This is a genomic window from Burkholderia arboris (assembly GCF_038723655.1).
GTDB lineage: Bacteria > Pseudomonadota > Gammaproteobacteria > Burkholderiales > Burkholderiaceae > Burkholderia > Burkholderia arboris.
Map to the genome: position 1 here is coordinate 745,564 of NZ_CP109822.1, position 21,238 is coordinate 766,801.

At 67.4% G+C, this 21,238-nt stretch carries 18 protein-coding genes, 1 pseudogene and 1 riboswitch; of the genes and pseudogenes, 11 read left to right on the plus strand and 8 right to left on the minus strand.

Annotated elements, in window-relative coordinates:
* The first annotated feature begins 15 nt into the window (after positions 1-15).
* Positions 16-1,596 carry a DUF3138 family protein gene (locus tag OHZ10_RS20615; protein ID WP_342705663.1) on the plus strand — a complete coding sequence of 527 codons (1,581 nt, stop codon included), beginning with the start codon at positions 16-18 and terminating at the stop codon, positions 1,594-1,596.
* 85 nt (positions 1,597-1,681) lie between these two features.
* A complete protein-coding gene (locus OHZ10_RS20620) occupies positions 1,682-2,758 on the plus strand; it encodes a C45 family peptidase (RefSeq protein ID WP_342705664.1) in 1,077 nt (358 codons plus the stop codon).
* A gap of 57 nt (positions 2,759-2,815) precedes the next feature.
* Here the strand turns inward: OHZ10_RS20620 and OHZ10_RS20625 are convergent, their stop codons facing one another.
* The 4 genes and pseudogenes from OHZ10_RS20625 to OHZ10_RS20645 form a co-directional block, all read right to left on the minus strand.
* A complete protein-coding gene (locus tag OHZ10_RS20625) occupies positions 2,816-4,195 on the minus strand; it encodes an MFS transporter (RefSeq protein ID WP_256086844.1) in 1,380 nt (459 codons plus the stop codon).
* A gap of 181 nt (positions 4,196-4,376) precedes the next feature.
* A pseudogene (locus OHZ10_RS38645) lies at positions 4,377-5,240 on the minus strand (XAC2610-related protein).
* A gap of 14 nt (positions 5,241-5,254) precedes the next feature.
* Entirely contained in the window at positions 5,255-5,623 is a 369-nt protein-coding gene (locus OHZ10_RS20640) for a hypothetical protein (protein WP_059237774.1), read from the minus strand.
* A 23-nt stretch (positions 5,624-5,646) separates the two neighbouring features.
* Positions 5,647-6,042, minus strand: a complete 396-nt coding sequence (locus tag OHZ10_RS20645) for a helix-turn-helix domain-containing protein (RefSeq protein WP_342705667.1) — start codon at positions 6,040-6,042, stop codon at positions 5,647-5,649.
* 136 nt (positions 6,043-6,178) lie between these two features.
* Here OHZ10_RS20645 and OHZ10_RS20650 point away from each other — a divergent pair, with 136 nt between their 5' ends.
* The 6 genes from OHZ10_RS20650 (at position 6,179) to OHZ10_RS20675 (ending at position 13,768) form a co-directional block, all read left to right on the plus strand.
* The gene (locus OHZ10_RS20650; RefSeq protein WP_059237772.1) at positions 6,179-6,811 is read left to right on the plus strand and encodes a glutathione S-transferase C-terminal domain-containing protein; all 633 of its coding nucleotides are present in this window, start codon (positions 6,179-6,181) and stop codon (positions 6,809-6,811) included.
* 86 nt (positions 6,812-6,897) lie between these two features.
* Positions 6,898-7,284 carry a hypothetical protein gene (locus OHZ10_RS20655; protein ID WP_059237771.1) on the plus strand — a complete coding sequence of 129 codons (387 nt, stop codon included), beginning with the start codon at positions 6,898-6,900 and terminating at the stop codon, positions 7,282-7,284.
* Positions 7,285-7,375: 91 nt separating this feature from the next.
* Positions 7,376-8,668: a TolC family protein gene (locus OHZ10_RS20660; RefSeq protein WP_342705668.1), complete on the plus strand. Its 1,293-nt coding sequence runs from the start codon at positions 7,376-7,378 to the stop codon at positions 8,666-8,668.
* An 11-nt stretch (positions 8,669-8,679) separates the two neighbouring features.
* A complete protein-coding gene (locus tag OHZ10_RS20665) occupies positions 8,680-10,194 on the plus strand; it encodes an efflux RND transporter periplasmic adaptor subunit (RefSeq protein WP_174993324.1) in 1,515 nt (504 codons plus the stop codon).
* Entirely contained in the window at positions 10,191-13,397 is a 3,207-nt protein-coding gene (locus OHZ10_RS20670) for an efflux RND transporter permease subunit (RefSeq protein WP_342705669.1), read from the plus strand. The genes OHZ10_RS20665 and OHZ10_RS20670 overlap by 4 nt, the downstream gene beginning before the upstream one ends.
* A complete protein-coding gene (locus tag OHZ10_RS20675) occupies positions 13,394-13,768 on the plus strand; it encodes a copper-binding protein (protein ID WP_059237768.1) in 375 nt (124 codons plus the stop codon). The genes OHZ10_RS20670 and OHZ10_RS20675 overlap by 4 nt, the downstream gene beginning before the upstream one ends.
* Before the next feature lie 106 nt (positions 13,769-13,874).
* Here OHZ10_RS20675 and OHZ10_RS20680 read toward each other — a convergent pair whose 3' ends face one another.
* From OHZ10_RS20680 to OHZ10_RS20695, 4 genes are all read right to left on the minus strand, one after another.
* Positions 13,875-14,885 carry a sodium:calcium antiporter gene (locus OHZ10_RS20680; RefSeq protein WP_342705670.1) on the minus strand — a complete coding sequence of 337 codons (1,011 nt, stop codon included), beginning with the start codon at positions 14,883-14,885 and terminating at the stop codon, positions 13,875-13,877.
* A gap of 73 nt (positions 14,886-14,958) precedes the next feature.
* Positions 14,959-15,135, minus strand: a riboswitch (yybP-ykoY riboswitch).
* 150 nt (positions 15,136-15,285) lie between these two features.
* Positions 15,286-16,704, minus strand: coding sequence for a heavy metal sensor histidine kinase (locus OHZ10_RS20685; protein WP_342705671.1), 1,419 nt, complete (start codon positions 16,702-16,704; stop codon positions 15,286-15,288).
* A complete protein-coding gene (locus OHZ10_RS20690) occupies positions 16,701-17,372 on the minus strand; it encodes a heavy metal response regulator transcription factor (protein WP_059237765.1) in 672 nt (223 codons plus the stop codon). The genes OHZ10_RS20685 and OHZ10_RS20690 overlap by 4 nt, the downstream gene beginning before the upstream one ends.
* Positions 17,373-17,469: 97 nt before the next feature.
* Positions 17,470-17,850, minus strand: coding sequence for a hypothetical protein (locus tag OHZ10_RS20695; RefSeq protein WP_342705672.1), 381 nt, complete (start codon positions 17,848-17,850; stop codon positions 17,470-17,472).
* Between the two features lie 275 nt (positions 17,851-18,125).
* Between OHZ10_RS20695 and OHZ10_RS20700 the strand changes: the two genes are divergently transcribed.
* The 3 genes from OHZ10_RS20700 to OHZ10_RS20710 are packed head-to-tail and all read left to right on the plus strand — an operon-like array spanning position 18,126 to position 21,194.
* The gene (locus OHZ10_RS20700) at positions 18,126-18,398 is read left to right on the plus strand and encodes a hypothetical protein (protein ID WP_342705673.1); all 273 of its coding nucleotides are present in this window, start codon (positions 18,126-18,128) and stop codon (positions 18,396-18,398) included.
* On the plus strand, positions 18,395-19,897 hold the full coding sequence (locus tag OHZ10_RS20705) for a TolC family protein (protein ID WP_342705674.1): 1,503 nt from the start codon (positions 18,395-18,397) through the stop codon (positions 19,895-19,897). The genes OHZ10_RS20700 and OHZ10_RS20705 overlap by 4 nt, the downstream gene beginning before the upstream one ends.
* Position 19,898: 1 nt before the next feature.
* On the plus strand, positions 19,899-21,194 hold the full coding sequence (locus OHZ10_RS20710; RefSeq protein ID WP_342705675.1) for a copper oxidase: 1,296 nt from the start codon (positions 19,899-19,901) through the stop codon (positions 21,192-21,194).
* The last annotated feature ends 44 nt before the right edge of the window (positions 21,195-21,238 follow it).

Consider the following 21,238-nt stretch of genomic DNA (forward strand, 5'->3'; position numbering starts at 1 on the left):
ACGACCACCCAGAACATGAAAATCAAACACATGACGATGCTGTGCCTGCTCGCGTTCGAAGCGGCTTCGGCAGTCGCACATACGCCGCAGGCAACCGATGCGAGCAGGATGAAGGCGCTGCAGGCGCAGGTCACCGCGCTGCAGCAGCAGGTGAACGAGCTTCGCGCGAGCATGCTGGCCGCGAAGCCGGCCGGCACCGTAACGACGGCCGATGCCGCATCGGGCAGCGCGAAGATCGGCACGATCAACACGGCAGCGGCCGCCGCGCCGGCAGCCGATGCCGCGCCGGCGTTCACGAACGACGATCTGCAGCAGATGCGCGAGCAGATCGCGAACGCATCGCTGAAGGTCGACTCGCTGCAGGAGGCCGCGACGACCGGCCCGCTCGCGGGCCTGAGCATCACCGGCTACGTCGATCCCGTGTACCTGTTCAACCGCGCGCAGCGCACGTCCGGCTTCCAGTTCCTGAATCACGATCCGGGCGCGTACGACTACTACAACAGCACGATCGGCGACGTCTACCTCGATATCAAGAAGACCTTCGGCGTCGGCCCGATGGCGCCGTCCGCGGAGATCGTGATCCAGCCGAACCGTGGCTTCGGCAACGTGTTCAGCAATTCGCACGGCGGCGTCGGCAACAACATCGTCACGCAGGCGCAGGTGAACGTGCCGCTCAGCACGACGCGTACGTTCGAGATCGGCATGATGCCGAGCCTCGCGGGCTACGAGGTGCAGCCGTCGAACCAGATGCTCACGCTGACGCACGGGCTGCTGTACGACTTCAGCGAGCCGGGCAACCTGATCGGCATCGGGCTGAAGGGCTCCAACGCGGCGATGACGCGCTTCTGGCAGGTCGTGATCGGCAACGAGGTGCTGCGCACGGCCGGCGCGATCGCGAACGCGGCAAACAACACGACCAAGACCAACTGGACGCCGACGATCACCGCGCGTTTCGACAATGCGACGTCGACGGCGTTCGACTTCGGCATCTCCGGGATGCTCGGCCGGCAGTCGCTGTTCTCGCCGTGTGCGGCGGCGGGCGGCTACGGCTACCAGTGCAACGGTTCGTCGCCGACCGGCCTCTACAAGTATGTGGAAGCCGACATGACCTATACGCACGACAAGACCCAGGTCAACGCGCAGGTCGACTACGGCGAGCTGCAGAAGGGCGCCTGGAACGGCGGCACCGCGCGCTGGTACGGAATGTCGCTGCTCGGCCATACGAAGTGGACGACGTCGTGGGTCGGCCGCATGGGCGCGACACTGCGCTTCGACTACCTGAACAACACGTCGAACGGCGGCGGCGGCACGAACATCCAGTACGGGCTCGCGGGCGGCAACCCGTCGGTGAACGGCACGAGCGGCTTCGGCGTCGATCCGTCGTGCTTCCAGGGTTCGGCGACGAATGGCGCCGAATGCAAGGGCGCGCAGCGCTATGCGATCACGGCCGACCTGTTGTTCTATCCGACGCAACAGATTACCGTGAAGGTCGAATACCGCCACGACGCGGCGAACCATCCGGTGTTCCTGAAGAGCAACGGCACGTACTCGCGCAGCAACGACCTCGCCGGGATGCAGTTCATCTACTCGTTCTGACGGCGGGCGCGCCGATTTTTTCGTACCACGAAACATGCTCCGGGCCGCTCGGGCCCGGAGCGCATTCGACACAGGAGGTTTGATCTTGAAGCTGCACACATTCGCGACCGACATCACCGATCCGCGCGAGCGGGGCCGCCTGATCGGCGCGCGCTTCGCGCCGGAGATCCGCGAGACGGTCGCGCTGTATCTCGCGTTCTTTCCGAAGCTCGGCATCGAGCCGCAGCGGGCGCGGGAGATCGGCGAAGCGAGCCTGGCCGCGCTCGACGCATGGTGCCCGCGCCTCGCCGCCGAAGTCGAGGCGATCGCCGATGGCGTCGACCTGCCGCGCTGGCAGCTCGCGTGCCTGAATGCGCGCACCGAGATTCTCGCGACCGCACCGGCGTCGGCCGAAGGCGAATGCTCGACGACCGTCTACGCGCCGGCCGGCCCGGATGCGCCGCGCACGCTGCAGACGTGGGACTGGCACGACAGCCTCGCGCCGCGGGGGTTGCTGATGCAGTTCGTGACGCCGCAGGGCCGCACGGTCAAGCTGTTCACCGAATTCGGGATGCTCGCGAAGCTCGGCGTGAACAGCGCGGGGCTCGGGCTGCATTTCAACATCCTGCACCACGCAAGCGACAACGACAGCGCGGGCGTGCCCGTGCACGCGATCGCGCGGCGCCTGCTCGAGGATGCGACGACGGTGAAGGAGGCGATCGACATCGCGCGCACGGCGCGCGTGAGCGCATCGACGGTGCTGACGGTGTTCACGCGGCACGACGCGAACCCGCGCGCGGCGAGCATCGAGCTGAGCCCGTCGGGTGTCGGTGTAGTCGTGCCGCGCCCGGACGGCTGGCTGCTGCATACGAACCACTTCCTCGATCGCGCGTTGAGCGGCGGCGAGTGCATGCCCGACAGCTCGACCACGCGCGAGCGCTTCGCGCACCTGAACGCGGTCGTGACGGGGATGACGAGCGCCGATGTGCGCGAACGCGCGGCGGCGATGTGCGGTGCGGCCGGCGACGCGGCCATCGTGTGTTTCCACCCGGATTTGTCGATGCCCGACACCGAACGCTGGGAAACGCTGCTGACCGTCGGCATCGATACCGATGCGTGTGCGCTCGACTATGCGGCCGGCAATCCGCACGACCTTTCGCGTGACGGGTTCACGCGGTTCTGACGCGGCACGCGGGAAGAGGTAAAGGAGGGCGGCCCATCTGGGCCGCCCTCGTGATGCTTATGCGTCGATGCGCTCGACCTTGCCGACGAGCAACCCGTACGACAGGCTGCCCGCGAGCGCCATCGCGGCGATGTAGGTGATCGCGCGCGAGAAGTCCGCGCCGTCGACCAGCAGCCCGATCACGATCGGCGTCGCGATCGCGGACAGGTTGCCGATCAGGTTGAACACGCCGCCCGTGAGGCCGAGCAGCCGCGCGGGCGCCAGGCCGGACACGAGCGACCACGTGATCGACGCGAAGCCGTTGCCGAAGAACGCGATCGTCATGAACGCGATCACCCAGCCCGTGGACGTCACGTAGTTCGCGCCGATGATGCACGTCGAGATCAGCAACCCCGAGATGATCGGCAGCTTGCGCGCGAAGCCTTGCGAGGCGCCGCGGCGCATCAGCCAGTCCGACAGCACGCCCGAGCACAGTACGCCGACGAACGCGGCGAGAAACGGCAGCGATGCGAGGAAGCCCGACTTGATGAAGTCCATCCCGCGATACTTGACGAGGTAGGTCGGGAACCACGTGAGGAAGAACCACAGCGTCGAGTTCAGCGCGAACTGGCCCAGGTAGATCCCCCACAGCTTGCGCCGGCCGAGCACGACGCCGAGATCGCGCCACGTCGACGGTGCGCGTTCGCTGCGCGCCGCGATGCGGTCCTCGAGATCGACGATGCCGCCGCCGTCGCGGATCAGCGCGATCTCGGCCGCGTTGACGCCGCGAAACGCGCGCGGCTCGCGATACACCGCATACCAGATCGCAGCCCACGCGATGCCGGCGAGGCCCGTCGCGACAAACACCATGTGCCAGCCGAGATGGACTTGCAGCCACGCGAGCACCGGCGTGAGGAACGCGAGGCCGACGAACTGGCCCGACGTGTAGCCGCCGATCGCGCTCGCGCGTTCGCGGGTCGGGAACCACGTCGTGACCACGCGGTTGTTGATCGGGTAGGCCGGTGCTTCCAGCGCGCCGACGGCGAGACGCAACACGATCAGCCCGACGAACGAACCCGCGAAACCGAGCAGCAGCGTCGCGGCCGACCACAGCGCGAGCGCGCCCGCATACAGCACGCGCGGCGACACCTTGTCGACGAGCCAGCCGCCCGGAATTTGCATCAGTGCATAGGTCCAGCCGAACGCGGAGAACACGAGGCCCGCGCGCACCGGATCGATGTTCAGTTCCTTGAACAGCGCGGGCGCGGCGATCGACAGGTTGCTGCGGTCGAGATAGTTGATCACGACCGTGACGAACAGCAGCGCGAGGATCAGCAGGCGCTTGCGGCTGGGCTGAGCGGTTGCGGCTGTGCGGGCGGCGGAATCGGGTGCGGTACCGCCATGCGCGGTCGAGGGCTCCGGCGGGTTCGCATGGGTGCGCGACGCGGATTGGGCCACGGTTGTCTCCTGTGTTCTATGCCCGGCCGGCGCCCGCGAGCGGGGCGGCCGAATCGAATGGCGTTGGGGCGAACGTTAGAGCCGTGGAGCGAAACGCGTCAACATTTGAACAGGTATCCCTATTAATGGGATGTTGGGCGTTCAGTATGTGGGACAGGCGGCGTGCGAGCCGCATCTTGGATCAGTTGGCCATCGCTTCCTTCGCGCTGACCCAGCCCTGCACGGCACCCGCGTGCGGATTGCGATACCGCACCTTCAGCCACTGGAAATCGTCGCTCGCGTCGATCACCTCCACCGTGTCGCCCGCGACGACATAGCGGCGCGTGGACCCGTCGGTCATCGCGTCGTGCAGCGGCAGGCGTGCCGGGCGCACCTTGAACGTGACCTTGCCGGCGTCATAGCCCTGCGGGCGGCGCGCCACGCGCTTGCCGTGCTCGTCGTAGGTGAGCAGCATCGACGACGGGCCCGATTCGCCGTCGAGCAGGTCGCGCAGATCGTCGGGGATCGCTTCGCTGGATTGATACAGGTACATCTTGCCGCCGGCGTCGAAGCGGTACGCATCGGTGTACCAGATCGGCCCGCCGCGGCACGAGCTGTACAGCGTGCGCTCCTTCGGCTTCGCTTCGACGTTGATCAGGTCGTCGCAACTGCCGTGCGGCATGTTCTTCGCGGGCTATTGCAACGGCTCGAACTGCTGGCGCGCGGCGTCGTACAGGTAGATGCCGTAGTTTTCGTTGACCATGCCGAGCAGCGCGTGCACGGCGAGATCGCGGTGGCCGTCGAAGTTGTAGTCGTCGGTGGCGAGGTGATAGTGGCCTTCCTCGTCGGTGGCGGTGACGTCGAGCGTCTGCGTTTTCCCGCTCGGCAGGAAGCGGACCGTGATGTGCGCGCTGTCGGCGTGCTCGACGCGGGCCGTGACGGTGTCGTCGACCTTGAACGTGAGCAGCGGCTTGGCTGCATGGGCAGCGGGGGCGATCAATGCACAGGCTGCCGTCAGCAGTGCGGCGACGCGGAGAAGCGGGCGGAATCGCAGGGAGCGTGTCATGAGCGGGCGGCTGGTCAGCGTTGCGTGCTGTCGTCGCGATACCCGTCCTTGCCGACGAAAATCTCCTTCAGCGCGGCCCGCAGCGTGACCGGATCGTACTGGCCCGGTGCGAGATGGATGACGTAACGCGTTTGACCGTCGAGACGCGCGGCGATGCCCGGTTCGATCTCGACGTCGATCGTATCGTCCGTCAGTCGCACCGACAGATCCTTGACGCGCCAGTTGATCTGGTCGCGCACCATCACTTCGATCAGCGCGTCGTCCGGAAAGCGCGACAGCGCGAAGCAATAGTCCTGCTCCGCATCGTGACAGTAGATGTTGGCGAAGCTTTCGTCGTCGTCGAGGTCGGACGTTGCCGCGCCGACGGTAGCGTGAAGTTCCATGAACGTAGGTTCCTGCGTATGGGTTATCTGGGGTTACCGGGGCAATCGGGTTGCGTTTCGATCGCCGCTTCAGGCGTCGCGCCGGTATCGCAGGTCGCATCGACATCGCGCGCCTTCAGCCACAACCCGAATTCGCGCATGACGTCGACCACCGGCCGCAGCCGGTCGCCGTCCGCGGTCAGATCGTACTCGACACGCACCGGCACTTCCGGATAGACGGTCCGCCGCACGAGCCCGGCGTCCTCCAGCGCGCGCAGGTCGAGCGTCAGCATGCGCTGCGAGATGCCCGGCACGTCGCGGCGCAGGTCGCTGAAGCGCCGCGGCCCGTCGAGCAGGTACGACACCAGCAGCAGCCGCCAGCGGCCGCCGAGCAGGCGCATCGCTTCTTCAACGGAACATCCTGTCGCACTCGTTTTCATCGTGCTGAACCCTGATCGGTAAATTTTTTGTGACTACGGCACAAACGACTGCCGTCTTCTCAGCCGTGTGCCGATGCGAGATATTAGCGCCCGCGTCGCGGCGAATCGATACATGGACCATTCACGAAGGAAACGCATGAAGCTCTATCACGCTCCCGGCAGTTGTTCACAGGCGATCTGCATCGTGCTGCGCGAAGGCGATATCGACGCGGAGATCGTCAAGGTCGACGCCCGCAAGCATGTCGTCGAAGACGGCCGCAACTTCTACGACGTGACCGAACTCGGCTACGTGCCGCTGCTCGAACTCGACGACGGCACGATGCTGCGCGAAGGGCCGGTGATCGCGCAGTATCTCGCGGACCAGCGCCCGGAAGCCGCGCTCGCACCGGCCTACGGTACGCTCGCGCGCTACCGGCTGATGGAATGGCTCAACTTCCTCGGCACCGAGATCCACAAGGGTTTCATCCCGCTGCTGTATGCCGTGCAGGCGGGGAAGTACGTCGAGCCCGTCCGGCAGAAACTCGACAGCCGCTTTGCATGGATCGACCGCCAGCTCGACGGCCGGACGTTCCTGGCGGGCGACACGTTCACGGTCGCCGATGCGTACCTGTTTGCGCTCACCGGCTGGGGCAAGGCCGACTGGATGCGCTCGGTGTACCACGCGGATATCGACCTGAGCCGGCATGCGCATCTGCGCGCGTGGTACGAGCGGGTGCGCGTGCGGCCGGCCGTGCAGGCCGTGCTGGCGGCGGACAATCTGCTGCGGTAATCCGCGGTGGCGGTCATGGAGACGGCGCGTCATTTCGCCGTATCGACGCACCGCCACGCAGCAATGGGCCGCGCTATAATCGCGCCATGAAATGGCTTCGGACTTTCATCCTGCTGCTGCTGTGCGCGGTGCTGCCCATCACTGGGCTGGCAGCCAGCGGCTTGACCGGTGAATGTCCGATGCAGCACACGATGTCGATGGATTCGGACACCGGCATGAACCTGGCCATGTCCACCGGCATGAGCGACTGCGATTCGATGCAGCCGTCATCCGCCGATCACGCGAAGGCCAAAGCCAAGGGCATGGCCTGCAAGGTGACGGCCCAATGCCAGTTCGGCAGTCTCTATCACCCGGCCGCCCGCGCCGACGTCAGCCGTCCCGCTGCATTCGCCAGCACGATCGTCTTCCACTACACGCAGTCCGTCCCGGTCCGCGACCCGAGCGGGTTGTGGCGCCCTCCACGCATCAGCTGATCCCGATCTGACCGGTTCACCGCCCACGCGGTGAGGTTCGTCCTGTGCGCAGGACGTGGAATCCCTTTGGGTTCCGACTTGGGGTTACACCATGTCATTCGATTTCAGCACGCCGCACACGCGGCGTGCGTGTCGGCGCGCGCCCGTGCTGTGGGCAGCGCTGCTGGTGGCGGGCGCCGTTCACGCGCAGCAGCCACCTTTCACGCTGGACGCCGCGCTGCAGGCCGCGACCGATCATTCCGCCTCGATGCAGGCCGCGCAGGCTTCCGTGCTCGCGCGTTCCGAAGCGGCCTTCAAGGCCGGCCAGTTGCCGGACCCGATGCTCAAGGCCGGCATCGACAACCTGCCGATCAACGGCGGCCAGCGCTTCACCGTCGGCCAGGATTTCATGACGATGCGCCGTATCGGCATCGAACAGGAATGGGTGTCCGGCGACAAGCGGCGGCTGCGCACGGCACTCGCCAACGAGCAGGTCGGCCGCGAACGCGCGGGCTATCTCGCGCAGCTCGCCACCGTGCGTGAGCGGACCGCGACGGCATGGCTCGACGCCGTTTACGCGAAGCAGGCGCTCGCGCTGCAGCAGGCGCTGCTCGGTCACATGAATCACGAACTCGAGGCGACGCAGGCGTCGTATCGCGGCGCGAAGGCGAGTGCGAGCGATGTCGTACAGGCGCGCGTGATGCTCGCGCAAACGCAGGATCAGGTGCTCAAGGCACAGCAGGCGTATCGCACCGCGCTCATCGCGCTGGCCCGCTGGACGGCCGTTCCGGTGGCCGACGTGACGGGGGCGCCGCCCGCGCCCGAATCGTTCGTGTCGTCGCTGCCGCCGGACGAACTGCGCCTGTCGCAGCCGGCGCTCGTCGCGGCGGCGGACGACATCGCGGTGGCCGAAGCCGACACGGCGGTCGCGAACAGCGAGCGCAGCCCGAACTGGACGTGGGAGATCGCGTACCAGCAGCGCGGCGGCGCGTATTCGAACATGGTGTCGGTCGGCGTCTCGATCCCGCTGCCGCTCAATCGCAAGAACCGCCAGAACCGCGACGTCGCCGAGAAGGCCGCACTCGAGACGAAGGCGCGCCTGATGTACGAGGACACGCTGCGTCAGGTGCAGGCCGATATCCGCACGCAATCCGACACGCTGGCGAGCGCCCGCGAACGCATCGCGAACCTGAGCGCCGCGCTGCTGCCGGCCGCCGACCAGCGCGTGCAGCTCGCGACGGCTGCGTACCGCGCCGGTACGGGGGCGCTCGCTGACACGTTCGCCGCGCGGCGCGCGCAACTCGACGCGCAGTTGCAGGTGCTCGATCTCAGGCGCGACGTATCGCAGACCTGGGCACAGCTCGAATATCAGGTCGTGCCGTCGGCGATGGCCGCCGCGCAGTGAAGGAGAACACCATGACCAAGCAATCACTGGCGCGCGCGGCGCTGATGGCGTTCGCCGGCGCGGCGCTTGCCGGGGCCGGCTATTTCGCGGGCGCCCGCCATGCGGCGGGCGGTGCCGAGATGGCCGCTGCTTCGCCGACGCGCATGCCGGACCGGCAGGCAACCCGCAAGGTGCTGTACTGGCACGATCCGATGGTGCCGAACCAGCACTTCGACAAACCGGGCAAATCGCCGTTCATGGACATGCAGTTGCAGCCCGTCTATGCGGACGAAGGCGGCAACGCAGCGGGCATCCGGATCGATCCGGGCCTGCAGCAGAACCTCGGCATCCGCTATGCGACCGTCCGCCGCCAGCAGACGGCGGCGGGCTTCGACGCGGTGGGCACCACGCAGTTCGACGAATCGCGCGCGGACGTCGTGCAGTCGCGCGTGACCGGCTATATCGACCGTCTGTACGCGCGTGCACCGATGCAGCGCATCGCGAAGGGCGCACCGGTCGCGTCGTTGTTCGTGCCCGACTGGCTTGCGCCGCAGGAGGAATATCTCGCGCTGAAGCGCGGCGGGATGGACGGCAGCCTGCTCGATGCGGCGCGCGCGCGGATGCGGGCGCTGTCGATTCCGGACGGCATGATCGCCGCCCTCGATCGCACCGGCCGCGCGCAGACGCATGTCGTGCTTGCCGCGCCGGAAACGGGTGTCGTCAGCGAGCTGAACGTGCGCGACGGCGCGATGGTCGCGCCCGGTCAGACGCTCGCGAAGATCGCCGGGCTGTCGACGCTGTGGCTGATCGTGGAGGTGCCGGAAGCGCTCGCGCTGAACGTGCAGCCGGGGATGTCGGTCGATGCGACGTTCGCGGGCGATCCGGCGCGCCACTTCAGCGGACGCATTCGCGAAGTGCTGCCCGGCATCAGCACCGGCAGCCGCACGCTGCAGGCACGCGTGGAGATCGACAACGCATCGCTGAAGCTCACGCCCGGCATGCTGATGCGCGTGCGTGTCGCCGCGAAGGACACGGTGTCGCGCCTGCTCGTGCCGTCCGAGGCCGTGATCGCGACCGGCAAGCGCACGATCGTCATCGTGAAGAACGGCGACGGCCGGCTTCAACCGGTATCGGTCACGGCCGGCCGCGATGTCGGCGGCGACACCGAAGTGCTCGGCGGGTTGAACGAGGGCGACACGGTCGTCGCGTCGGGGCAGTTCCTGATCGATTCGGAAGCCAGCCTGAAAGGCGTGCTGCCGCGGCTGGAGCGCGCGACGGGGGCAAGCGCGGCCGCATCGTCCGTCGCGGCAACCGCGCCGGTCTATGAAACCACCGGCAAGGTCGAGAAGGTCACGGCCGATGACATCACGTTCTCGCATCAGCCTGTACCGGCGCTTGGCTGGGGCGCGATGACGATGGCGTTCGGCAAGCCGTCGGCCCGCGCGTTCCCGGACGTGAGGCCAGGCCAGACCGTACGATTCGCGTTCACGCAGACCGACGACGGCTACCGGCTGACGAAGATCGAGCCGCAGGGAGGCGAACGATGATCGCGCGCATCATTCTTTGGTCGGTCCGGAACCGCTTCCTCGTGCTGCTGGCCACCGTGCTGCTCGCCGCATGGGGCGTGCATTCGCTGCGACAGACGCCGCTCGATGCATTGCCCGACCTGTCGGACACGCAGGTGATCGTGAAGGCGTCGTATCCGGGCAAGGCGCCGCAGGTCGTCGAGGATCAGGTCACCTATCCGCTGACGACGACGCTGCTCGGCGTGCCGGGCGCGAAAACCGTGCGCGCGTACTCGTCGTTCGGCGACGCGTTCGTCTACGTGCTGTTCGACGACCACACCGATCCGTACTGGGCGCGTTCGCGCGTGCTCGAATACCTGAGCCAGGTGCAGAGCCGGCTGCCGGCCGGCGCGACCGTGTCGCTCGGGCCCGATGCGACCGGCGTGGGCTGGGTGTACGAGTACGCGCTCGTCGATCGCACCGGCCATCACGATCTCGGCCAATTGCGCGCGCTCAACGACTGGTTCTTGAAGTTCGAGCTGAAGGCGGTGCCGGACGTCTCGGAAGTCGCGAGCATCGGCGGCATGGTGCGCCAGTACCAGGTCGTGCTCGATCCCGACAGGCTGCGCGCCTACGGCATCACGCAGGCGGCGGTCGCGGATGCGCTGCGTCAGGCCAATCAGGCATCCGGCGGGTCGGTCGTCGAGCTGGCCGAGTCGGAGTACATGGTGCGTTCGTCCGGCTACCTGCGCACGCTCGATGATTTCCGTCATGTCGTGCTGCGCACCGACGACGCGGGCACGCCGGTGCTGCTCGGCGACGTCGCGCGCATCCAGGTCGGCCCGGCGATGCGGCGCGGGATCGCCGAGTTGAACGGGCAGGGCGAGGTGGCGGGCGGCGTGGTCGTGATGCGCTCGGGCAAGAACGCATTGACGACGATCGATGCGGTGAAGGCGAAGCTCGCCGGCCTGAAGCGCTCGCTGCCGCCCGGCGTCGAGATCGTCACGACCTACGACCGTTCGCAACTGATCGAGCGCGCGGTCGGCAACCTGAAGGACAAGCTGATCGAGGAATTCGTCATCGTCGGGATCGTCTGCGCGGTGTTCCTGTTCCATCTGCGCAGCGCGTTCGTCGCGATCCTGTCGCTGCCGCTCGGCGTGCTGGCCGCGTTCATCGTGATGCGCTACCAGGGCGTGAACGCGAACCTGATGTCGCTCGGCGGGATCGCGATCGCGATCGGCGCGATGATCGACGCGGCGATCGTGATGATCGAGAACGCGCACAAGCATCTGGAAGCGTACGACCACGCGCATCCGGGCGAGCCGCTCACGGCCGCGCGCCGCTGGGCGCTCGTCGCGGCGTCGGCCGCGGAAGTCGGGCCCGCGCTGTTCTTCTCGCTGCTGATCATCACGCTGTCGTTCATCCCGGTGTTTTCGCTGGAAGGGCAGGAGGGCAAGCTGTTCGCGCCGCTGGCGTTCACCAAGACCTACACGATCGCGGCCGCCGCCGGATTGTCGGTGACGCTGGTGCCGGTGCTGATGGGCTATCTCGTGCGCGGCCGCATTCCGCACGAGCACGCGAATCCGATCAACCGCGTGCTGATTCGCCTGTACCGGCCGCTGCTCGAAGCGACGCTGCGGCGCCCGTGGTTCGCGATCGGCGTCGCGGTCGTCGCGCTCGCGCTGACAGCCGTGCCATTGTCGCGGCTCGGCGGCGAATTCATGCCGCCGCTCGACGAAGGCGACCTGCTGTACATGCCGACCGCGCTGCCGGGCATTTCTGCCGACAAGGCGAGCGCGCTGCTGCAGCAGACCGACCGGCTGATCAAGACCGTGCCCGAGGTCGACACGGTGTTCGGCAAGTCGGGCCGCGCCGATTCGGCCACCGACCCCGCGCCGCTCGAGATGTTCGAGACGACGATCCGGTTCAAGCCGCGCAGCGCATGGCGGCCCGGCATGACGCCCGAGAAGCTCGTCGACGAACTCGACCGGACGGTGAAGGTGCCGGGCCTGTCGAACGTGTGGGTGCCGCCGATCCGCAACCGGCTCGACATGCTGTCCACCGGGATCAAGACGCCGGTCGGCGTGAAGATTTCCGGGCCGGACCTCGCCGGCATCGATGCGATCGCGACGCAGGTCGAGGCGGCCGTGAAGCACGTGCCGGGCGTGACGTCCGCGCTTGCGGAACGATTGACCGGCGGGCGCTACATCGACGTCGATATCGACCGGCTCGCGGCCGCGCGCTACGGCTTGTCGGTCGCCGATATCCAGTCGGTCGTGTCGTCGGCGGTCGGCGGCGACGATGTCGGCGAAGTGATCGCGGGGCGTGAGCGCTTCCCGATCAACATCCGCTATCCGCGCGAGATCCGCGATTCGCTCGAGAACCTGCGGCAACTGCCGGTCGTCACCGCGCGCGGCGCGCAGATCCGCCTCGGCGACGTCGCGCGCATCGACATCGCCGACGGGCCGCCGATGATCCGCAGCGAGAACGCGCGGCTGTCCGGCTATGTGTACGTCGATCTCCGCGGCGTCGACCTGAGCACGGCGGTCCGTGCGATGCAGCAGGCCGTCGCGCAACAGGTCGCATTGCCGCCCGGCTATTCGATCGCGTGGTCGGGGCAGTTCGAGTATCTCGAGCGCGCGGCGGCGACACTGCGCACCGTCGTGCCCGTCACGCTCGTCGTCATCTTCGTGCTGCTGTTCCTCACGTTCGATTCGGCGGCCGATGCGCTGCTGCTGATGTCGACGGTGCCGTTCGCGCTGATCGGCGGCTTCTGGCTCGTGTGGGTGCTGGGCCATGCGGTGTCCGTCGCGACGTCGGTTGGCTTCATCGCGCTGGCCGGTGTGGCCGCCGAGTTCGGCGTCGTGATGCTGTTGTACCTGAAGGGCGCGCTGCAGCGCCGGCTCGATGCCGGCGCACCGCTGACCGATGCGGTGCTGCTCGACGCGATCCGCGAGGGCGCGGTGCTGCGCGTGCGGCCGAAGGCGATGACGGTCGCCGTCGTGCTCGCCGGCCTCGTGCCGATCATGGTCGGCCACGGCGCCGGTTCCGAAGTCATGCAGCGCATCGCCGCGCCGATGGTCGGCGGCATGGTCACGGCACCGCTGCTGTCGATGTTCGTCATTCCCGCCGCGTGGCTCCTGTTTCAGCGCCGTCGTGCACGAAGCGCGGGCCAGGTGCGGCATTCCGATGCAGTTCCTTCCGGCACGAACGTGCCATCCACCCCAACTGGAGAATTACGATGAAGATGAATCGATTGATCGCCACCGCTACCGCAACCGCCGTCGTCGCGCTCGGCGCTGTCGCCGTACCGGCGTTTGCCGCCGGCGAGATGTCGGGCATGGACATGTCGGGCATGAAGATGTCGTCGGACGGTGCGGCCGAGTCGAATGCCGCGCTGACCGATGCCGAAGTGAAGAAGGTCGATGCCGCGAGCGGCAAGATCACGCTGAAGCACGGCGCGCTTGAAAACGTCGGGATGCCGGCGATGACGATGGCGTTCAAGGCGAAGGATGCGGCGATGCTCGCGCATGCGCATGCGGGCGACAAGGTCAAGGTGCGGATCGAGAAGGTCGATGGCACGCTGACGATCGTCAAGCTCGTCAAGGGTTCCTGATCGTCCGGAGCGGGCGTTGTTGCCGCCTGCGTCCCGCGCAGCGAAGCGCGCCGCGCCGACGTGTCCGTCGGCCGGCGCGCCCGTTCCTGGCGTCAGGGCATCAGCATCAACGCGTCAGCGTCAGGACCAGATACCCCGCATAACCCGCGCCGTTCGCGAGCAGCGCCCAGATCGCGAGCCCGCGCGTGCGCGCATTGAAGCGCAGCCACGCGGCCGCCGCGAACGTGATGATCACGCCGGTCAGCACTTCGGGGCGCGGCTCCCACGGCGTCAGCATGATGCCGATTGCCGGCAGCAGCGTGCCCTGGAACACCATCGCGCCGGTGATGTTGCCTAACGCGAGCGTGTCCTTCTTGCGCCGGATCCACAGCACGCTGTTGACCTTCTCCGGCAACTCCGTCGCGATCGGCACGATGATCAGCGACAGCAGCAGCGCCGAGATGCCGAGCACGTGCGACACGCCTTCCACGCCGTGAATGAAGCCCTTCGCACCGGCGATCAGCAACGCGAGGCCGATCAGCAACTGCAGCGCGATCGTCGCCAGGTTGGTCGGCAGGCCGAGACGCGACAGGAACATCGCATGGGGCGCTTCGGTGCCGTGCCCGGCATCGACGAGCTGGGTCGATGCGCGGAACGTCATCACGACGTACATCACGTAGATGCCGACCAGCATCGCGGCGAGCAGTGCCCGCACGGCCCAGTTGTGATGCGGGACGAACATCGCGGCGGTGGCCAGCGAGAAGGCTGCGAGGAAGTAGTTCATGTCACGCACGAAGCCCGTGCGCTCCGGTGCGATCGTGCCGCGCAGCCCGCGCGAGCGGATCACGGCGAGCGTCATCAGGAACGTGGTGAGCGTCGCGAGCATCAGCGGCGCGCCGAGAATCGCGCCGACGCCGATTTCCTCGTTGACGGCCTGGTTCGCGGTGCCGCCGGCCAGTGCGAGCAGCGGCACCATCGTTTCGGGCAGCGCGGTGCCGACGGCCGCGAACAGCGAACCGGTAACGCCTTCGGAAATCTTCAGGCGTTCGCCGAGATGTTCGAGCGCATTGGTAAAGACCTCGGCCGCGACGAGGATGACGATCAGCATGAACGCCAGTTCGAGGAACATGTAGGTCATGCGGCACCTCCGCAGGCACGTGCGTAACGGGCGGGGGAGCGCGGGGAGAAGGTTGCGGGGAACATGGGGACTCCGTGGTCGGACGCTGACGAACCATGGCGCATCCGCCGACGTCCGACCAGGAACGACGCGATGCGCCTATGGTCTCGCCAAGCCGATCCGGCTGAACGCGCCACGGCCGCAGGCCGAGTGTGTTGACGCGTTCGCTTTCCGGGGGACGGAAAGCAGGCTACTCCCCAAAGACGAAGGGCAGTCTAGCCGAGCCGATTGCTTTCGGCAAGCTTGCGTGTGCATATCCTTGCATCGGATGAGGAAAGGCGCGTGCATGGCGGGCACGCTTGCCGCATCGGAAAGCAATCGGCATGGGGTGACGTCACGTGAACGTCGTGAATGAGAATCGCTAACCGGATTGCCCTTCCACGCTGCGCGGAAAGTAGAGCGCGAACGTCGTGCGCCCGTCGCGGCTCGCGACTTCGACCTTGCCGCGATGCAGTTCCATGATCGACTTCACGATCGCGAGCCCCAGCCCCGCATTGCGGGCCGCGCCGTGCCGCGACGAATCGATGCGGTAGAAGCGTTCGAAGATCCGCTCGACCTGTTCGGGCGGAATCGCGCCGCCGCGATTCGTCACTTCGACGACTGCGAAATTCCCTTGCGTCGAAACGGCCAGCTCGATCGTCGACGCGGCTTCCGCGTGTTCGAGCGCATTCGACGCGAGGTTGCTCACTGCGCGCCGGAACAGCGTTGCGTCGGCGATGACCGGCGCTTCGCCCTGCACGTCGATGCGCACGCCCGCTTCGTCGGCCAGCGCCTGGAAATACGACGCGAGCCGGCGCAGTTCGCTGCCCGCGTCGAGCGCGGTGGCCTTCAGGTGCTGCCGCGCATTGTCGGTGCGCGCGAGAAACAGCATGTTCTCGATCATCCGCTGCAGCCGTTCGCATTCCTCGATGTTCGAATCGATCAGCGCTTCGTATTCCTCGGTCGAGCGCGCACGCGACAGCGTAATCTGCGACGAGCTGATCACGTTCGCGAGCGGCGTGCGCATGTCATGGGCGAGATCGGACGAGAACTGCGACAGCCGCACGAACGCGCGTTCGAGGCGGTCGAGCATGCGGTTGACCGACGTCGCGAGTTCACGCAGCTCGACGGGGCCGCCGCGCGCGTCGAGGCGCGCGTTCAGGTTGTGCGCCTCGATGCGCGACGTCTGCCGGCCGAGGCTCTCGACCGGGCGCAGGCCGCGCGACGCGACCGCATAGCCGAGTGCGCCGACCAGCAGCGCGCCGACGGCCGCCGCGAGCCAGATGTCGACACGATAGCTTTCGAGCAGCGAATGCCGGTCGGTCGCCGTGCGCGCGAGCGCGACCTGGATCGCTTCGCCGGACGGCAGCGTTTCGCGGGCGTACACGCAGCGCGACGTGCCGATGCCGGATGGCGAGCAGGTGAACGGGCCGGCGCTGCCACCGGCCGGATGCGATGCCGCGATGACGGAAGCGAGCGTGTTGCCGGCCTCGTCGGAATGCTCGACGAGCGGGTGGTTCTGCGCGTCGTAGATGCCGAGATAGACGCCCGGGTGCGACAGCAGCACTTCATGAAACACGGCCGGATCGGCGCGCAGCGCGGCCGTCGATCCGCTGGCATGCGAGAGTTGCAGGAACTGGTTGAGCTTGCCGGAGATCTCGATGTCGTCGCGCCGCGTGAGTTCTGCGGACAGCGAACGGTACAGATACGCGCCGGTCAGCGCGAACACGAGCGCGGCGACGACGGCGAACGCGACCGTCAGGCGCCGCAGCAGCGAATACGACGCCGGGCTCGCGGTCACGAGCGATCCTCGAGCACGTAGCCCATCCCGCGGATCGTGTGGATCAGCTTCTTCTCGTACGCGTTGTCGATCTTCGCGCGCAGGCGCTTGATCGCCGCATCGACGACATTCGTGTCGCTGTCGAAATTCATGTCCCAGATCTGCGACGTGATGAACGTGCGCGTCAGCACTTCGCCTTCGCGTTCCGCGAGCAACTGCAGCAGTGAGAATTCCTGCGCGGTCAGGTCGATGCGGGTGTCGGCGCGCCGCACGCGGCGCTTGAGCAGGTCGACCTCGAGATCGGCAACCTGCAGGAGCTCGCGCACGTTGCGCGGCGCGCGCCGCAGCAGCGAGCGGATGCGCGCGAGGAATTCGGCATACGCGAACGGCTTGAGCAGGTAATCGTCGGCGCCGAGTTCGAGCCCGGCGACCTTGTCCTCGATCGCCTCGCGCGCCGTGAGCAGCAGCACGGGTGTCTGCTTCTGCGCGCGCAGCCGCTTGAGTACCTCGAAACCGTCCAGCTCCGGCAGCATCACGTCGAGCACGACGAGGTCGAAATCCTCGTGCAGCGCGAGGAACAGCCCGTCCTTGCCGTTTTCCGCGATGTCGACCGTGTAGCTCGCCTCCATCAGCCCCTTCCGGAGGTACGAGGCCATCTTGGGTTCGTCTTCGACTATCAGTATCCGCATGGTAAGGCAGGCTGTCCGTGATTCCAGCCGGTCAGTGTAACGCCTGAGCTTACGGCGCCGCGCGTGCGCGAAGGATGACCGCCGGATGACGGGATTGTCATGGAGCGCGCACGCTGCGTAGCCCGCGTTTCATGAAAATCCGGTCATGTTTCGGCCATGTCGTCGTCACCGCGCCGGCGATAAGCTGCGGCCGTCGTGTCTCCGGAGCGCGCCATTGCGGCGCCGTGCCGGCCCATCCGGTCATTGCCTGCCTGATTCCGCATCCATGTCGTACTGGCGCAAATTCGTCCTCGTCGTGCTGCTGGCGCTGAGCCTGCCGATCCAGTCGTTCGCGGCCGTGTCGATGGCATGCGCGGGCGCGGTCGTGGCTACGCCGCACGCGGAAGGCACGGCACGCGCCGATGATTCGGCCGCGCAGCATGCGATGCCGGGTGCGCACGGTGGCCAGCATGGGCATCAGCATGAGCACGACGATCATGCGCGACATGCACAGCCGTGCCCGGCGTGCGGGTCGTGCTGCTTCGGCACCGGCATGGCGGATCTCCCTGCGGTGTCCGTTGCGTCGGGTATCGGTATCGCGATCGCCTCTTTCGCTCCGACGCCAGTCGTTGTGTCGTTCCTGACTGGCGGCATCGACAGGCCACCGCGCCGGCTTCTCGTCTAGACACGGCCCGCGGCCCGACCGGCCGCGATCTGCAATCCGCGCCGGCGGCGATATCGAATCCGCCGGACGACTCACGACGAGACCTTTTCATGCGACTGATCACTGCGGCGCTGTTGAGCGCGGCGGCCTTCGTGCCGTCGCTCGCGCCTGCGCAAACCCCGCTGCCCGATCCGGCGGACGCCGCCGCGGCGGTGCCGGATGTCACCGTGACGTCCGCATTCGATGGCTACCGGCCGTATCGCGACGACGAAGGTCCGGGCTGGAAACAACTGAACCGGGACGTGACGGCGCGGCCCGCGAAGCCCGGCACGCCGCCGCGCAACGGCGGCGCCCATGCAACACACGGAGGGGCCGCGCAATGACGAACCTGGCGATATCGCCGAGGATCGGCGCGGCCGCGGTCGCGCTGGCGTTCCTCGCGGGCTGCACGACGTTTTCGAAGGACGGCGGATTCGATGCCGTGTCGTCCGCCGCATCGGAACGCATCGGGAAAGACGCGGTGGTCGTCAGGACCGACGCTGATCGCGAAGCCGTCGACAAGCGAACCAGGGAACTGCTTGCGAAACCGCTGTCGATGGACGACGCGGTGCAGGTCGCGCTGCTGAACAACCGCGGGCTGCAGGCGTCGTATGCCGAACTCGGGTTGTCGGAGGCCGACCTCGTGCAGGCCGGCCGGCTGCCGAACCCGCGCTTCGCGTTCAGCCGCACGCGCGCCGGCGATGGCGAGCTGACGCTTGGCCGCACGTTCTCGGCGAACGTGTTCGCGCTGCTGACGATGCCGCTCGCAACGAATATCGAACGCCGCCGCTTCGAGCAAACCAAGCTGGAAACGGCCGACGCGATGCTGAAGGTGGCGGCCGATGCGCGCCGCGCGTATGTCGAGGCCGTCGCCGCCGAACAGGCCGCGAACTACGCGCAACAGGTGCGTGACGCCGCGAGCGCGGCCGCCGAACTCGCGCAGCGCATGCGGCAGGCCGGCAACTTCAGCCGCCTCGATTACGCACGCGAACAGGCGTTCCATGCCGACGCGGTCGCACAGCACGCGAAGGCGCGCCAACAGGCCGTGGCCGCGCGCGAGAAGCTGACGCGCGCGCTGGGGCTGTGGGGCGAGCGCACGCAGTACGCGCTGCCCGAGCGCTTGCCCGACCTGCCAAAAGCGCGCCCGGACCTGCCCGGTCTCGAACGCTTCGCGATGAGCAACCGCTTCGACATCCAGGCCGCGAAGCTGCAGACGCAGGGCGTCGCATCGTCGCTCGGCCTGAGCAAGGCGACACGCTTCGTCAACGCGGTCGAGCTCGGCTACGTGAACAACTACGAGACCGGCAAGGGCCACGAGCACGGCTACGAGATCAGCGTGGAGATTCCGCTGTTCGACTGGGGCGGCGCGAAGGTCGCGCGCGCCGAGGCCATCTACATGCAGTCGGCGAACCGGCTCGCGAAGACGGCGATCGACGCGCGCTCGGAAGTGCGCGAATCGTACGCGGCGTATGTGACGAGCTACGACGTCGCGACGCACTATCGCGATGAAGTCGTGCCGCTGCGCAAGACGATCTCCGACGAACTGCTGCTGCGCTACAACGGGATGCTGGCGAGCGTGTTCGAGCTGCTGACCGATGCGCGCGAACAGGTCGGCGCGGTCAACGGCTACATCGATGCGCTGAAGGACTACTGGCTCGCCGAAACCGATCTGCAGATGGCCGTCGGCGGCCGGCTGCCGTCATCGGGCGCCGCGCCGCGCGCGACGAATGACACCGCCTCGGCACCCGAATCCCCATCCAGGGCCGACGCTGCTCCGCAGCCGGCTTCCACCCCCGCGGCGCAACCGGCGCCCGCGACGCAAACGCATCCGGAAGGTCATTGACATGGTGTCCCGTCGACAATTTCTCAGCGGCTCGGGCGCCGCGCTGCTCGGTGCGGCGATGGTCAGCAAGGCCGGCGCCGCGTCGCTGCCCGAAGCGCCCTCGATGGCGAAAACCGGCACGCAGCCGCCGCTCGTGCCGCCGAACGGCCGCCCGTACACGCCCGTCGCGACGCTGAACGGCTGGTCGCTGCCGTGGCGGATGAAGAACGGCTGGAAGGAATTCCACCTGACGGCCGAACCCGTCGTGCGCGAGATGGCGCCCGGCATGAACGCGAACCTGTGGGGCTACAACGGCCAGTCGCCGGGCCCGACGATCGAGGCCGTCGAAGGCGACAAGGTCCGCATCTTCGTGACCAACCGGCTGCCCGAGCACACGACGATCCACTGGCACGGGCTGCGGCTGCCGAACGGGATGGACGGCGTGGGCGGTCTCACGCAGCCGCACATTCCGCCCGGCAAGACTTTCGTCTACGAGTTCCAGCTCGAATCGCACGGCACGTTCATGTATCACCCGCACGCCGACGAGATGGTGCAGATGGCGATGGGGATGATGGGCATGTTCATCGTGCACCCGAAGGATCGCGGCACGATGCCGGTCGATCGCGACTTCGTGTTCCTGCTCGCCGCGTACGACATCGACCCGGGCAGCTACACGCCGCGCGTGAACGAGATGACCGACTTCAACATGTGGACGTTCAACTCGCGCGTGTTCCCGGGCATCGATCCGCTGCCGGTGCGCGCCGGCGACCGCGTGCGGATTCGTTTCGGCAACCTGACGATGACGAACCATCCGATCCACCTGCACGGCTACAGCTTCGAAGTCGCGGGCACCGACGGTGGCTGGATTCCGCCGGCGGCGCGCTGGCCGGAAGTGACGGCCGATGTCGCGGTGGGGCAGATGCGCGCGATCGAGTTCACCGCCGATCGTCCGGGCGACTGGGCGTTCCACTGCCACAAGTCGCACCACACGATGAATGCGATGGGCCACCAGGTGCCGAACCTGATCGGCGTGCCGCAGAAGGATCTCGCGAAGCGCATCGGCAAGCTCGTGCCCGACTACATGGCGATGGGCAGCACGGGCGGCGCGATGGGCGGGATGGAGATGCCGCTGCCGGACAACACGCTGCCGATGATGACGGGCACCGGCCCGTTCGGGCCGCTGGAGATGGGCGGCATGTTCACGGTCTGCAAGGTGCGGCAGGGGCTCGGCCGCAACGACTATCGCGATCCGGGCTGGTTCCGGCATCCGAAGGGCACCGTCGCCTACGAATACACCGGCGAATTGCCGGACGGTTGAGCAGCAGCACGCGGTGGCCGTACCGATGCGGCCGCCGGGTTTCA

Bases quoted from the DNA above. Each gene is read 5' to 3' on its own strand.
- OHZ10_RS20705 (WP_342705674.1), top strand. From the start codon at position 18,395: ATGACGAACCTGGCGATATCGCCGAGGATCGGCGCGGCCGCGGTCGCG.
- OHZ10_RS20675 (WP_059237768.1), top strand. From the start codon at position 13,394: ATGAAGATGAATCGATTGATCGCCACCGCTACCGCAACCGCCGTCGTC.
- OHZ10_RS20650 (WP_059237772.1), top strand. From the start codon at position 6,179: ATGAAGCTCTATCACGCTCCCGGCAGTTGTTCACAGGCGATCTGCATC.
- OHZ10_RS20645 (WP_342705667.1), bottom strand. From the start codon at position 6,042: ATGAAAACGAGTGCGACAGGATGTTCCGTTGAAGAAGCGATGCGCCTG.
- OHZ10_RS20660 (WP_342705668.1), top strand. From the start codon at position 7,376: ATGTCATTCGATTTCAGCACGCCGCACACGCGGCGTGCGTGTCGGCGC.
- OHZ10_RS20640 (WP_059237774.1), bottom strand. From the start codon at position 5,623: ATGGAACTTCACGCTACCGTCGGCGCGGCAACGTCCGACCTCGACGAC.
- OHZ10_RS20710 (WP_342705675.1), top strand. From the start codon at position 19,899: ATGGTGTCCCGTCGACAATTTCTCAGCGGCTCGGGCGCCGCGCTGCTC.
- OHZ10_RS20680 (WP_342705670.1), bottom strand. From the start codon at position 14,885: ATGACCTACATGTTCCTCGAACTGGCGTTCATGCTGATCGTCATCCTC.
- OHZ10_RS20655 (WP_059237771.1), top strand. From the start codon at position 6,898: ATGAAATGGCTTCGGACTTTCATCCTGCTGCTGCTGTGCGCGGTGCTG.
- OHZ10_RS20700 (WP_342705673.1), top strand. From the start codon at position 18,126: ATGCGACTGATCACTGCGGCGCTGTTGAGCGCGGCGGCCTTCGTGCCG.
- OHZ10_RS20695 (WP_342705672.1), bottom strand. From the start codon at position 17,850: ATGATCGTCGTGCTCATGCTGATGCCCATGCTGGCCACCGTGCGCACC.
- OHZ10_RS20615 (WP_342705663.1), top strand. From the start codon at position 16: ATGAAAATCAAACACATGACGATGCTGTGCCTGCTCGCGTTCGAAGCG.
- OHZ10_RS20690 (WP_059237765.1), bottom strand. From the start codon at position 17,372: ATGCGGATACTGATAGTCGAAGACGAACCCAAGATGGCCTCGTACCTC.
- OHZ10_RS20665 (WP_174993324.1), top strand. From the start codon at position 8,680: ATGACCAAGCAATCACTGGCGCGCGCGGCGCTGATGGCGTTCGCCGGC.
- OHZ10_RS20670 (WP_342705669.1), top strand. From the start codon at position 10,191: ATGATCGCGCGCATCATTCTTTGGTCGGTCCGGAACCGCTTCCTCGTG.